We start from the raw sequence: 12,849 nt of genomic DNA on the forward strand, positions 1-12,849 counted from the left end.
TTATACTTTCAGTTGTCTGTAAATACCCTGCTCCAAAGATATGAAAGTTTCTGTTCTTGTCACCCCTTTTAGTTTCTGAAGTTTGCTGAGTATCTGCATCAGGTGGTCGTTATCTTTGCAAAGAACTTTCAGGAAAATAGTGTAATTCCCGGTGGTATAATGTGCTTCTACGACTTCATTAATTTCCTTTAAGGCTTTAACCATATCGGGATAATGACTTGGTTTATCAAGGAATACTCCTATGTAGGAAATAACTTTATATCCTATTTTTTTAGGATTAAGAAATGAAATTGAATTTTCAATAACCCCTGCCTGCTCCAGTTTTTTAATTCTCTGGTGAACGGCAGTGGTAGAAATCCCTACTCCTTTGGAAATATGAGCGAGAGATGTTTTGGAATTATCCATCAGCATGTAAATAATTTCCTTGTCGATTGAATCCAATTGATAGATTGTGTTGTCTGAATTTTTCATTCTCTACTTAAATTTATGTTTTCACATTTGTTTTGCATTTTACCGAGGGTTACAAAGACCGGAAAATGGTCGCTGTAACCACCCAGATATCTTGTTCCGGAATAGGTGCGTAAAGGCCTTCCTCCGGATTTTTTGTCGCGGCTGCTGATTTTTTCGTGCCTAAAGATTTCAGCACCCTGAAAAGAAAGCATATTATCTTTTTTAAAAAAAGATTCCGACAATATGATCTGATCAAACAACAGCCCGGATTTGTAATGAAAAGTAGAGTAATTTCCTGTAGAAAACAATTGCTGAAAAGGGTTTTCAAAAGCCTTCCCCTGCGCATTGCCATAGAGAATTTTCACTAAATTTTCATCATCTGGGTTTTCATTAAAATCTCCACACAGAATTACATGTTCTTCAGCTTGTGTAAGATCCAGCATCCTTTTTTGGATTTCATTCAGTATAAAGATTCTTTTAGGCTTGTTAATATCTTTATCTCGCTTGGAGGGAAGATGAGCGATAAAGACATTAATAACCATTTCTTCATACTTCACTACTGCATAGAGCACATCTCTTGTGGTTTTATATTCTGTGTTTTTATTTTCATTTTCAAAGAAGAAAGCAATAGCTTCAGAATCTATTATTTCAACTTTTTTTTTATCGTACAGCATCGCCACATCAACTTTTCTGTCATCCATGGAGTTGTAATGCACAATGCCATATTCTGAATTGAATGGCTGCAGCTGCACGAGATCTTCCAGCACTTTCTTCCCGGAAACCTCCGAAAGACCGACAATAAAAGGCAGCATTCCATTCTGTTCCTTGATCAGCTGAAAAACGTGTGCTATTTTTTGAAGTTTGTTTTTATATTTCCGTTCATCCCAACTCCTCAATCCTGAAATTGTGGGATCCAGCTTATGCCTGGGTTTAGGATCCGGAAGGAATAAATTCTCAACATTATAAAAACTTAACAACTCCATCACTGCACTTTTCTAATTATTAAAATTTACATTTTAACTTTCAGGATGTAAATTTATCATTTTATTTAATAAATCATTAATTATTTAATAAAATTTTTACACGAATTTTATATTTACATAAATAAAATACAATAAAAAATTTAAATTTAAAAACAATTAAAAATTAAAATTATTAACATTGGTCTATTGAACGTTACAATTTTGAAAAAAAATTAATACACAACATTACACTAAATACGAATTAAATACTCCAAAAATTTAAATATAATTATTTTTTTAAACTTTAATTAAATTTAAAACAAATAATATTCCGATATTAAGTTTTGAAACTATTATTCAACAATTAAACCGTAAGAAATTCTATAATTCTGATTTTTTAAAGTAAATCCGGACGCTTTTCTTTGGTAATTCTTACAGCTTCATCGTGGCGCCATTCTTCAATCTTTGCAAAATTTCCGCTTAGAAGAATTTTTGGCACTTCCAGGCCTTTATAAACTTCAGGCCTTGTGTAAATGGGAGGAGAAAGAAGATCATCCTGAAAACTGTCTGTAAGGGCACTTTGCTCATCATTCAAAACACCGGGAAGCAGGCGGATTACAGAATCCGCAAGAACACAAGCAGCAAGTTCGCCACCGGTAAGCACATAATCTCCAATAGAAATTTCTTTGGTGATATGAAGATCTCTTACACGCTGGTCGATTCCCTTATAATGGCCACATAAAAAGATAAGATTCTTTTTGATGGAAAGCGTATTGGCAATTTTCTGGTTTAAGGTAACGCCGTCCGGCGTAAGATAGATCACTTCATCATATTCTCTTTGAGATTTTAATTCAGAAATACATTGATCCAGCGGTTCTACCATCATTACCATTCCGGCTCCGCCGCCATATGGCTCATCATCAATTTGTCTGTGTTTATTGATTGCCCAGTCTCTAAGGTGGTGAAAATGTACTTCCACCAGACCTTTATCCATGGCTCTTTTTAAAATAGATGTTTTAAAAGGGCTTTCCATGAGTTCCGGAAGCACACTTATGATATCAATTCTCATTGTAATGTTTCGTTTTTCTTATTGGGCGAAATGATTAATCGCAAGGAAGAATCTTTGTTGAAATAGCTCCACATCCAGTTGAAGAATACAGCGAGCTTATTTCTGACGCTCAAAATTAACATTAAATGTAGAAACATCCAGAAAAACCAGGCCAGAAATCCCTGAAATTTTATGAAAGGAAGATCTACAACCGCTCTGTGCTTTCCAATTGTAGCCAGAGATCCTTTATCTTCATATTCGTATTCTTTCCAGTCGGCGGCATTTTTTCTGAGAAGGTTTTTACCTAAATTTTTCGCCTGGGTAATTGCTACATTTGCCACCTGAGGATGTCCCTGAGGATATTTCGGAGTTTCCATATAAGCAATATCCCCTATAGCAAAGATATTGTCGTAACCTTTTATTTTATTGTACCGGTCGGTAATATATCTGTTCCGGATTAATTTTTCCTGTGGAAAGCCATTAACAACATTTCCTGTGACGCCGGCTGCCCAGATTACATTATTGGAAGGAATTGTTTTTCCACTTTTCATGTAGACTTTATCGCCATCATAATCGGTAACGTATTCCTGACTTAAAAATGTAACGCCGAGATCTTTCAAATATTCTTCAGATTTATTTTGTGCTTCGGTGCTCATTACGGCAAGAGGTTTTTCCGTAGAGCTTACTAAAATAATCTCAAGATGGTTGAAGTTCATGTACGGATAATCTCTCGGAAGAATTTCTTTCTTCATTTCGGCAAAAGCCCCTGCAAGCTCCACCCCGGTCGGTCCGCTACCTACAATGACGATATTCCAGTTTCCATCGTCACTACGGCTTTTTTCCAGAATCAGCTTTTCAAATGTCATCAAAACATGATTCCTGATACTGATGGCTTCCTGGGTATTTTTCATTCCGAAAGCCTTACTTTCAAGATCTTTATTTCCAAAGAAGTTGGTTTTACATCCTGTAGCGATTACAAGTTTATCATAGCTAAATTCTGCTTCGTCTGTAATCACTTTATTGTTGGCGGTATCAATTTCTTTCACCTCTGTAAGCCGGAACTGTGTATTTCTGGAACGCTGGAAAATTTTCCTGAACGGAAAGGAAATATTGGAAGGCTCAATCCTTCCGCACGCTACCTGATAGAAAAGAGGCTGGAACATATGATGGTTTACCCGGTCTAAAACAAGTACTTTTTTATTTTTATTATTTAATGCTTTTGCAAGTTGCAGCCCCGCAAAACCTCCTCCTATGATGATGATCTTTTCGCGTGTTTCCATAGTACACAAATTTACTGATTTTATTTTAGCATTTGGCAGTGAAAAAAGTTAGTTTTGTAAAACTTTATGCCACATCAAAAGTACAGCAAAAAAACCGCCAAAAAGATTCATGCATCTCGCCGGAAGAATTATTCTTTCCGACGAAAAGTGTTGTTGGCCATTCTCTTTATTGCTTTGGTAGGGACTGGTTTTTATCTAAAAAAGACGGTAAGCTATTATTATGCTATGTACTTTAGTAAATCTGTACACCGAAAGCTTCGCAATACGGAGACAGAAACGGCAAGAATACAGAAAATCATTTCTGACAACCTCGACAAAACATACGGTTTCGACATCTCCCATTATCAGAATAAGGAAGATATTAACTGGGACAGCCTGAGCATCGCCAACAGGACAATTCCTTTGGAATTTGTCGTGATGCGCGCAACGATGGGAAACCGCAATGCAGATAAACATTTTGATTATTTTTGGGAAATGGCGAAAAAACGGGAACTTATCCGTGGTGCGTATCATTTTTACAGAGCTGATGAAGATCCTGTACGGCAGGCTAATAATTTTCTCGAAAATGTAAAACTGGAAAGCGGCGACCTCCCTCCTATTCTTGATATTGAAAAAATCCCAAAACGTAAAACCAATGAAAAACTCGTTGAAGATCTTAAAGTCTGGTGCAGGATTGTAGAGAAAGCTTATGGAAAAAAACCTATTATCTATACATATTATCATTATTATAAAGATTTTCTGAAAGGTGAGTTTGAGGGCTATCCGCTTTGGCTGGCGAATTACAATGATGTTCCTGCTCCTTCACCCGATCCGGAATGGGATTTCTGGCAGTTTACTGAAAACGGAATCGTTCACGGAATCAAAACCAAAGTGGATCTGGATATTTACAATGGAAGCTCGTGGTCTTTAAAAAGGCTTACCCTGGATTAATTTTATTTTTAAACTTGGGCTAAAGCCAACTGGAAAAATTATATTTTGTAAACGGGCTAAAGCCCGTCCCTATTGATACAAAAATTGAGGTGATTGTGAAAACCAGATTTAAGAATCGCTTAAACGGCCTCCTTTGAATCCATTCTGTTTTTGGAGAAATGAAAGGGAAAAGAAATTTAATGAAAGGATTAATCATGAAATGATGATGCTTAATCAGACCGAAAATTTCAGTCGGCTCAGCTCCGATGGTAGATTTAATTTCTAAGGCTGTTCTTCCGAAAACAATGTTTTCAAATTGGTGGATAATACCAAATTCAACCATATCCAACAGCATATTGAGATAGATCTGCTTTTCTTTCTGAAGCTCTTTGTGATATCCTAAAAAATAAGTATCAACATCATTATTATTGATAAGCAAAGTATAGAACCCTACGAGTGCTTCTCCTGAAAAATAGCCAAAAATTTTAAATTTTTCCGCCATGTTTTCCTTCATTTTTTCGAAATGATTTTCAGCCAGGAAAAATGTGTTGAATGAGGCGTTATCTGCTATATGATGATAGAGGTCGTTCATTTCCTGCTGGTATTTTTTTACCGAATCTAAATCCAGCTCCCGTTTTTCAATGCTTTGGAGTCTCTTTTTTGCTGTTCGTACTCTTGATCTGTATTTTTTTGTAAAATCGTTAACATAATCATCAAACATTTTCCAGCTTTCTCTTATCTTCAATTTCATGTTTGGCTGTACGGCAAACCGGAAGTAGGATTTATATTCCTTCCCTGTAAATTGTTCTGCAAAATCTTTACGGTAATCTTTAAAAATAATTAAAGATGTTTTCCTGACTTCGCACTGCATTGTATCAACAGCTTGATGTAAAAGCATCAGAATATCTTCAACTGAAACTTTAGATAAATCAAAATAAAATCCGTTCTGCCCGGTGAGCATATTATTTCCAAGAATCATAACATCCTTAATAAGAATGGCTGCAAATAAGTTTTTAATATTCAATCCCGATGCATTGTTTATTAACTTTTTAAATCCAATGAAATCGATATACTGAAATAAAGCACCGCCTACCAGTTCGTTTTTTTTAAAAAAACCTACCACGAAACATTCCATATTGGAAGGCAACGAAGCAAGTAGTGCACGAAAATATTCTTCAGAAAGCATGACATTATGCTTCCCGACCGTTGAAGGCCAGCTTTCCGGAAAATCTTTGTCTGATTTGTATATTTTTAAATGATATAACATAAAAAAGGCTACGCAAAAGTAGCCTTATATTTCAATCCCTTTGCAATTATTTTTGTGTTACCCAATAAAAGCCGTCTAGGGCGTACCATCCGCAGATAATTCCGCCCATAATGGTAATTGTAAGTGTCCAGTATCCCGTATTAATCATGGTGTACTTCCAGGATTTTCTTTCGAACATCGCATTAATGGCAACAACAGGAAATACAAACATCAAACCGGTCATAAAAGAATGCAAAGCACCGTGGCCAAAAGATCTGTAAGCCATTCCGTAATCTTTCATAAAAGCATGGTAAGATTCATTGGCATTCATTTCATCACCACCAATCATGCCGAGAGCACCAAACTGGTGAATGATTACAAAGTGAAGAAAATAGGCTGCAAATAATGACAAAATAATGGTAAAGATAAATACACCTACCATTTGTCCTTTCAATTTTTCCTGAGACAATCCGGCTTCTTTCATCCAGACGGTTCCGAAAACTTTCGGATGATACCAAATAAAACCTGTAAGAAGAGGAATAAGTGAAGCGGCTAAAACTGCCCAAAAGTTGATTTCCACCATCGTTATATTTTTTTATAGTTACAATCATGAATTTACAATAAAAATCAATTCAAAGCACATTACCATTAAAAAAAATATCGATTTAAATCAAACACAATAAAAAACCACCCGTTTTATGAAAAATATTATAAAAATTACACTTATTAATTATTAATTTAAATTTTATGAAACTTTAAGGCTCATAAAAAAATTATCTCGCTTCAAGGTAAAAGTTTTATGCTTTTAATTTTTGTACTTTTGCTGCTCATTTTTTAGCTAATTAAAGTATTACTTCATGAATTACGTTTCTGCAGAGAACCTCACTAAATCTTACGGGATTAAAGTTTTGTTTGAAAATATTTCCTTTCACATTAATGAAGGCGACAAAATTGCCATTGTTGCCAAAAACGGAAGCGGAAAATCTACGCTGTTGAAAATTTTAATGGGGAAAGAGATTGCGGACAGCGGAACAGTAATCATCAACAAAGATATTCAGGTGGTTCTCTTTGACCAGGAGATTGACTTCAACCCGGATCTTACGATAGATGAATTCATGATGACACTGGATTCTGAACCTATTTTAGCATTAAAAGATTATCATAAATCCCTTCATTCCACCGACCACGATTTTATTGAAAAAGCACTGGCAGGAATGGAAGCTCATAAAGCATGGGATCTGGAAAACGAAATGAAGCAGATTCTTTCCCAGCTTAAAATCACCGATCTTGATGCCAAAATGGGAACGCTTTCCGGAGGACAGATTAAAAGAGTTGCGCTGGCAAAACTTTTAACAGAAACACGTGCAGAACACCGCCATACTTTATTAATCATGGATGAGCCTACCAACCACCTCGATGTGGAAATGGTAGAATGGCTCGAAAACTATTTAAATAAGGCAAAAATCACCCTTCTTTTGGTAACCCACGACAGGTATTTCCTGGACGGCGTATGCGATATGATCTGGGAAATGGAAGATAAAAACCTGTATGTTCACAATGGTTCTTATGCTACTTATCTGGAAAATAAGATGATCCGGGAAGACAATCTTAATGCGACCATCGACAAGGCCAATAACCTTTACCGAAAAGAATTGGAATGGATGCGCCGCCAGCCGAAAGCCAGAACCACAAAATCAAAATCCAGAATTGATGCCTTTTTTGAAACCGAAAAGGTTGCCAAAACAGATACCAGAAAACAAGGCCTTGAGCTTGATTTTGAGATGAAAAGGCTCGGCAATAAAATTCTCGAACTTAAACATATTGATAAAAGTTTCGGGAACAAAGTGTTGTTAAAAGATTTCAGTTATTCCTTTCAGCGAGGCGAAAAAATAGGAATTGTAGGAAAAAACGGAGCAGGAAAATCTACGCTTTTAAATATTATCCAGGGATTCGAAAAAGCGGACAAAGGCGAAATTGAAACCGGAGAAACCATTCATTTCGGATATTTTTCGCAAAAAGGACTTACTTATAAAGAGGATGAAAGAGTGATTGACTTCATTAAAGAAGTTGCTGAATATTATCCTCTTGCTAATGGAAAAAGCCTCTCAGCATCGCAATTTTTGAGGTTGTTTTTATTTGACGATCAAACGCAGTATTCTCCTATTTCAAAGCTTTCAGGTGGTGAAAAAAGGAGACTTCACCTGATGTATATTTTATATCAAAATCCCAATTTCCTGATTTTTGATGAGCCTACCAATGATCTTGATCTTCCTACTTTAACCGTTCTTGAAAACTTCCTGCAGCAGTTTCAGGGCTCTTTAATCATTGTTTCTCACGACAGATATTTTATGGACCGGATCGTAGATCACATCCTTGCATTTGAAGGAGAAGGAAAAATTAAAGATTTTATAGGAAATTTTTCGGAATACAGAGAAGCTAAGGATAAAGAAGATTCTGGGGAAAAGATGGTGCAAAAGCCAGAGCCTTCAAAAGAAAACATTTCAACAATTTCTGATTCATCAAATACGAAAAAGAAAAAGCTTTCCTTCAAAGAACAGCGCGAACTCGAAACTATCGAAAAAGAAATACCCGGACTTGAAGAACAGCGCAAAAAAATTCTTGATGAGCTTAATAATGAATCTGATTATGAGAAAATTTCAAAACTGTCTGCTGATCTCGAAAATATTTCTGAAAGACTAGAGAATCATGAAATGAGATGGCTTGAACTGCAGGAAATCCTGGGAGAAGGGTTATAGATCTGAGAGTGAGAGCGTTTTAGAGTAAAAGTGTTTACAAAACAAGACACTTCCACTCTAAAACACTACAACTCTAAAACTTTCTATAAGTAAACTATTTTTTCCGTATTTGAACTCTCCAGTGCGGCGTCAATAATTTTCATATTTCTGATGATTTCTTCTGCCGGTGAAGGCAATGCATATCCAAAAACCATGAATTCATAAATCTGCTGATAATAATTCATATAATTTCCGGGCTCGCTGGAAGTAAGAATTCTTTCGGTTTTCTTTTTTTCATTTACAACATTGAGAATTCCGTCCGGTTCTTTGAGAGGTTGCGCCCAATCATTGCCATATTCAGGAACGGCTCCTGCTGCCAGTTCATTTTCCTGGTTATCCGTTCTTTCCTGCAGGAAGCTTCCTTTTTCTCCGTGTAAGGAATAAGCATAATGCGCCTCTTTTGTAAATACTGAAGATTTCAATCTTACTCTCAAGTCATTCTGATAGAATAAAATAATTTCAAAATAATCATTGGCAAATTCTTTTCCTTTCATGGAAAATACATCGGCAAATAATTTTTCCGGCATTCCAAAATATTGGGTTGCCTGATCTATCAGATGCGATCCGAGATCATGCAGCGCACCCGAACCTGTAGCATCAGGATTTTCTTTATGCGCTTTTCCGCTGGGTTCTGTACGGAACCTGTCGAAACGAATTTCTGCTTCTTTAATATTTCCCAGTTTCCCTTCATTCATAATTTTCTGCACCTGCAGATAATCGCGGTCAAACCTTCTGTTTTGGTACACGCTCAGGAAGAGGCTTTTTTCTTCGGCAAGTGTTACCAGCGTTTCAGCTTCCTTAACATTTACCGTAAAAGGCTTTTCAACAATTACATTTTTTCCGGCTTCCAAAGCCATTTTTACATATTCAAAATGAGTCTGCACCGGTGTGTTCACTACAACCAATTCTATATCCGCATCTTTCAGCATTTCTTCTACCGAACGATAAATGGTTGCGTCCGGATATTTTTCTTTAGATTCTTCTCTGTTTCTTTCTACGATAGCTGACAGAAAAAATCCGGGATGTTCTTTTAAAAAAGGTGCATGAAATATTTTTCCGCTCATTCCGAACGCACAAAGTCCTGTTTTTACCAATTGCATAATTTATTTTTTACCAAAGTTATTGATAAACGTTCAATTTGTTTATTAAATGATGAATCATAATATTTAAAAAAATGATAAAAATCACTTCTTAATTTTTATTAATTCTAAATAATAATATACTTTTGCACTTATTTAAATTCAATATAAATAAGCATCTACTATAATGAAAAAACAGCTGGTAACTTTGGGGATATTATTCACAGCCGTATCTCTGAATGCACAAATGAAAAACACTGAAGCTGACACCGTTAGGATCCAGACTATTGAGGATGTGAATCTTCATAAAACAGGAAACCCTAACAAAGCCAGACCATTATCTACAAAGTCTAATCTTACGATAATGGAAACACCACAACCTATTGCCATTGTAACGCATGAAATTATTGAGCAGCAACAGGCAAAGCAATTGAGTGATGTGCTTCAAAACGTTAATGGTATTTACATCACTTCTTCTAGAGGAAATTCCCAAGATAGTTTTGGTGGCCGCGGATTCATATTGGGAAATGACAATATTTTCAAGAATGGCTCCCGAATAAACAGCGGTATTTTTCCTGAAGTAAGCGGTCTTGAAAGAGTTGAAGTTCTTAAAGGCGCAAATGCCATGCTGTACGGAAATACAGCAGCCGGTGGCGTTATCAACATGATTACAAAAAAACCAAAATTTAATTTCGGCGGAAGCGTAGGAATGAATGCCGGAAGCTGGAACTCTTATAAGCCTTTAGTTGATATTTACGGACCACTTTCAAAGAATATTGCTTTCAGAGTAAACGGAACTTATGAATATGCAGAAAGCTTCAGAGATGTTGTACAATCTGAAAAGTATTATTTTAATCCATCATTTTTATTCAATCTGAGTGACAAATCACAATTGATTGTTGAAGCAGATTATCTTAAAAATGATTTCACTCCTGATTTCGGTCTTGGTTCAATTACTAATAAAGATCAGAGCTACCGATTAAATGACTCTGTTTCCAGAAACGTTTTCTTTGGAACAGACTGGCAATATCAAAATGTAGAGCAGGTATCAACAAACGTAACTTTCAACCATCAATTCAATGAAAAATGGTCTTTGAATGCCACTGCAGCTTATCAAAATTATACAAGAGATTATTTTTCTTCAGAAAGAGTTCAGTGGATATATGATAAAGCGGTAGATCCTGACAGATTATCCTGGAAAAGACCTTTCGGTAAAACATATAATGAGCAGAATTATACCTCTGCGCAGGTAAATCTGAACGGAGAATTTAATACCGGAAAAATTAACCATAAAGTATTGATTGGCTCAGACGCAGATTACAATCAGGCAGATTCTTATAGTTATAATGTAACTGCACCTATAAATATTTTGTTTTTAGACGATCCGTCTACATGGGGAAGTATTGATATGCCGGCTTCAACACTTACTACAAAAAACAGAATCAATACAAGAAGAATTGGATTATATGCTCAGGATTTCATCAGCCTTACCAAACAATTCAAAGTTATTGCAGGATTAAGATGGTCATATGTTGAAAATATGCCGACTCTTACAACACGCTTTACAACCAATGAGAAGTTTGAAGTGGACAATTCATCAACTTCCGACAATGCATTTTCTCCTAAGGTAGGTTTGGTTTACGCACCTAATGAAGATCTTTCCGTTTTTGCAACTTACACAAACTCTTTTGTTTCGAATTCAGGATATACGTCAGATCAGTTTGGAACAGTTAATACCAACCAGTCTGTTACACAAGTTCAAAATCAGTTAGCAGGATTATCAAGACAAAGCATAAAACCTACAACTGTTGATCAGTACGAAGTAGGGGTAAAAAAGAATTTCTGGAATAATGCTTTAGGGGTCAATCTGACTGCCTATCAAATTATGTACAATAATTATTACCAGACTTATTGGTTTGCCGGACCAAACGGAGCACCTGTAAATTCTACAGATACCAACCTGAAAGAATTTGCAGGAAAAATGAGAAGCCGTGGTGTGGAATTGGACATCACCGGAAATCCTACAGAAAATCTTTCCATAATCGGAGGGTTCTCTTATAATAATTCTGTTTATATCGATACTCCGGAAAAAGGGTACGTTGAAAATCAAAGATTGGTAAGGACACCGGCAACAACAGCAAACGCTTCTGTTTTTTACAAATTCACCAATTATGTAAAAGGGCTGAAAGTTGGAGCCGGGATTTATTATATCGGTGACAGAATTGCAGGCTGGAATGATACAAAATCTACAAGCATAAGCAGAAACAATGTAAGCAGAATGTTTGATCTGAAAGACTACACAACAGTTTCATTATCTGTAGGCTACGAATGGAAAAAGTTCATGATCCAGGGAAGAGTGGGAAACCTGTTTGACGTGGTAAATTATAATGTTCACGAAAACTATTCGGTAAACCCAATTACGCCAAGAAATTACTATTTCACATTAACCTATAAACTTTAAAAGACTAATATTATTTTTTCATAGAAAGTGGGAATTGCATTTTTGCAGTTTCCACTTTGAAATTTAAAACAAAAACGATAGTATGGATAAGATTAAAGACACAAGAAGTTTCATGAGGATTACCCACCGTTACCTGGGCTATTTTCTTGCCGGTATCATGGCAGTGTACGCAGTAAGCGGCGTTTTGCTGGTGTACAGGGATACCGATTTTCTTAAAAAAGAGAAAAAGTACGACAAGGTAATTGAGAAAAATCTTGATGAAAAAGCGCTTGGCAAAGAGCTTAAAATAAAAAATTTCGAAGTTGAAAAAAAAGAAGGAACTATTTTGAAATTTAAGCAGGGAACTTATGATGCGGCAACCGGACAGGCAAAATACTCGAAAAAGGAACTGCCATTCGTTTTGGATAAAATGACAAAACTTCATAAAGCACAATCCAAAGACACATTATCTCCGTTAAACACTTTCTTCGGAATCTCATTATTCTTTTTTGTGATTTCAAGCTTCTGGATGTTCAATCCGAAAACAAAAGCTTTCAAACGCGGAATGATTTTTACAGTGGCCGGACTGGTGGTATCTATTATCTTATTGTTATTATAATTTGGTAAAAATTACATACCA

General features: G+C 35.9%; 11 protein-coding genes. 4 read left to right on the top strand and 7 right to left on the bottom strand.

Annotated features, from left to right (window positions below; all coding sequences use genetic code 11):
* From SOP96_RS08190 to SOP96_RS08205, 4 genes are all read right to left on the bottom strand, one after another.
* Complete coding sequence (locus SOP96_RS08190; protein ID WP_326320497.1) at positions 1-471, bottom strand: Lrp/AsnC ligand binding domain-containing protein; 471 nt, start codon at positions 469-471, stop codon at positions 1-3.
* Entirely contained in the window at positions 468-1,433 is a 966-nt protein-coding gene (locus tag SOP96_RS08195; RefSeq protein ID WP_326320498.1) for an endonuclease/exonuclease/phosphatase family protein, read from the bottom strand. Before SOP96_RS08195 ends, SOP96_RS08190 begins: the two co-directional genes overlap by 4 nt.
* Before the next feature lie 376 nt (positions 1,434-1,809).
* Positions 1,810-2,481 carry a tRNA (guanosine(37)-N1)-methyltransferase TrmD gene (gene trmD / locus SOP96_RS08200; RefSeq protein WP_326320499.1) on the bottom strand — a complete coding sequence of 224 codons (672 nt, stop codon included), beginning with the start codon at positions 2,479-2,481 and terminating at the stop codon, positions 1,810-1,812.
* Positions 2,478-3,740, bottom strand: a complete 1,263-nt coding sequence (locus SOP96_RS08205; RefSeq protein WP_326320500.1) for an NAD(P)/FAD-dependent oxidoreductase — start codon at positions 3,738-3,740, stop codon at positions 2,478-2,480. Before SOP96_RS08205 ends, trmD begins: the two co-directional genes overlap by 4 nt.
* Positions 3,741-3,806: 66 nt before the next feature.
* On the opposite strand from SOP96_RS08205, the gene SOP96_RS08210 reads away from it, so the two are divergent.
* Positions 3,807-4,670, top strand: coding sequence for a GH25 family lysozyme (locus SOP96_RS08210; protein WP_326320501.1), 864 nt, complete (start codon positions 3,807-3,809; stop codon positions 4,668-4,670).
* 19 nt (positions 4,671-4,689) lie between these two features.
* Here the strand turns inward: SOP96_RS08210 and SOP96_RS08215 are convergent, their stop codons facing one another.
* Together SOP96_RS08215 and SOP96_RS08220 are read right to left on the bottom strand one after the other, a co-directional pair.
* On the bottom strand, positions 4,690-5,916 hold the full coding sequence (locus tag SOP96_RS08215) for an 8-amino-7-oxononanoate synthase (protein ID WP_326320502.1): 1,227 nt from the start codon (positions 5,914-5,916) through the stop codon (positions 4,690-4,692).
* Positions 5,917-5,962: 46 nt separating this feature from the next.
* Complete coding sequence (locus SOP96_RS08220) at positions 5,963-6,478, bottom strand: DUF1761 domain-containing protein (RefSeq protein ID WP_326320503.1); 516 nt, start codon at positions 6,476-6,478, stop codon at positions 5,963-5,965.
* Positions 6,479-6,752: 274 nt separating this feature from the next.
* On the opposite strand from SOP96_RS08220, the gene SOP96_RS08225 reads away from it, so the two are divergent.
* Complete coding sequence (locus SOP96_RS08225; protein ID WP_326320504.1) at positions 6,753-8,651, top strand: ABC-F family ATP-binding cassette domain-containing protein; 1,899 nt, start codon at positions 6,753-6,755, stop codon at positions 8,649-8,651.
* An 83-nt stretch (positions 8,652-8,734) separates the two neighbouring features.
* Here SOP96_RS08225 and SOP96_RS08230 read toward each other — a convergent pair whose 3' ends face one another.
* Positions 8,735-9,790: a Gfo/Idh/MocA family oxidoreductase gene (locus tag SOP96_RS08230; RefSeq protein ID WP_326320505.1), complete on the bottom strand. Its 1,056-nt coding sequence runs from the start codon at positions 9,788-9,790 to the stop codon at positions 8,735-8,737.
* 166 nt (positions 9,791-9,956) lie between these two features.
* On the opposite strand from SOP96_RS08230, the gene SOP96_RS08235 reads away from it, so the two are divergent.
* Together SOP96_RS08235 and SOP96_RS08240 are read left to right on the top strand one after the other, a co-directional pair.
* Positions 9,957-12,230 carry a TonB-dependent siderophore receptor gene (locus tag SOP96_RS08235; protein WP_326320506.1) on the top strand — a complete coding sequence of 758 codons (2,274 nt, stop codon included), beginning with the start codon at positions 9,957-9,959 and terminating at the stop codon, positions 12,228-12,230.
* Between the two features lie 82 nt (positions 12,231-12,312).
* Positions 12,313-12,828 carry a hypothetical protein gene (locus tag SOP96_RS08240; protein ID WP_326320507.1) on the top strand — a complete coding sequence of 172 codons (516 nt, stop codon included), beginning with the start codon at positions 12,313-12,315 and terminating at the stop codon, positions 12,826-12,828.
* Positions 12,829-12,849: the final 21 nt, after the last annotated feature.

The sequence above is a fragment of the Chryseobacterium salviniae genome (assembly GCF_035819015.1).
Taxonomy (GTDB): Bacteria; Bacteroidota; Bacteroidia; order Flavobacteriales; family Weeksellaceae; genus Chryseobacterium; species Chryseobacterium salviniae.

Coding starts and splice junctions, on each gene's coding strand:
- SOP96_RS08195 (WP_326320498.1), bottom strand. CDS start 1,433: ATGGAGTTGTTAAGTTTTTATAATGTTGAGAATTTATTCCTTCCGGAT.
- SOP96_RS08215 (WP_326320502.1), bottom strand. CDS start 5,916: ATGTTATATCATTTAAAAATATACAAATCAGACAAAGATTTTCCGGAA.
- SOP96_RS08210 (WP_326320501.1), top strand. CDS start 3,807: ATGCCACATCAAAAGTACAGCAAAAAAACCGCCAAAAAGATTCATGCA.
- SOP96_RS08220 (WP_326320503.1), bottom strand. CDS start 6,478: ATGGTGGAAATCAACTTTTGGGCAGTTTTAGCCGCTTCACTTATTCCT.
- SOP96_RS08190 (WP_326320497.1), bottom strand. CDS start 471: ATGAAAAATTCAGACAACACAATCTATCAATTGGATTCAATCGACAAG.
- SOP96_RS08235 (WP_326320506.1), top strand. CDS start 9,957: ATGAAAAAACAGCTGGTAACTTTGGGGATATTATTCACAGCCGTATCT.
- SOP96_RS08205 (WP_326320500.1), bottom strand. CDS start 3,740: ATGGAAACACGCGAAAAGATCATCATCATAGGAGGAGGTTTTGCGGGG.
- SOP96_RS08240 (WP_326320507.1), top strand. CDS start 12,313: ATGGATAAGATTAAAGACACAAGAAGTTTCATGAGGATTACCCACCGT.
- SOP96_RS08225 (WP_326320504.1), top strand. CDS start 6,753: ATGAATTACGTTTCTGCAGAGAACCTCACTAAATCTTACGGGATTAAA.
- trmD (WP_326320499.1), bottom strand. CDS start 2,481: ATGAGAATTGATATCATAAGTGTGCTTCCGGAACTCATGGAAAGCCCT.
- SOP96_RS08230 (WP_326320505.1), bottom strand. CDS start 9,790: ATGCAATTGGTAAAAACAGGACTTTGTGCGTTCGGAATGAGCGGAAAA.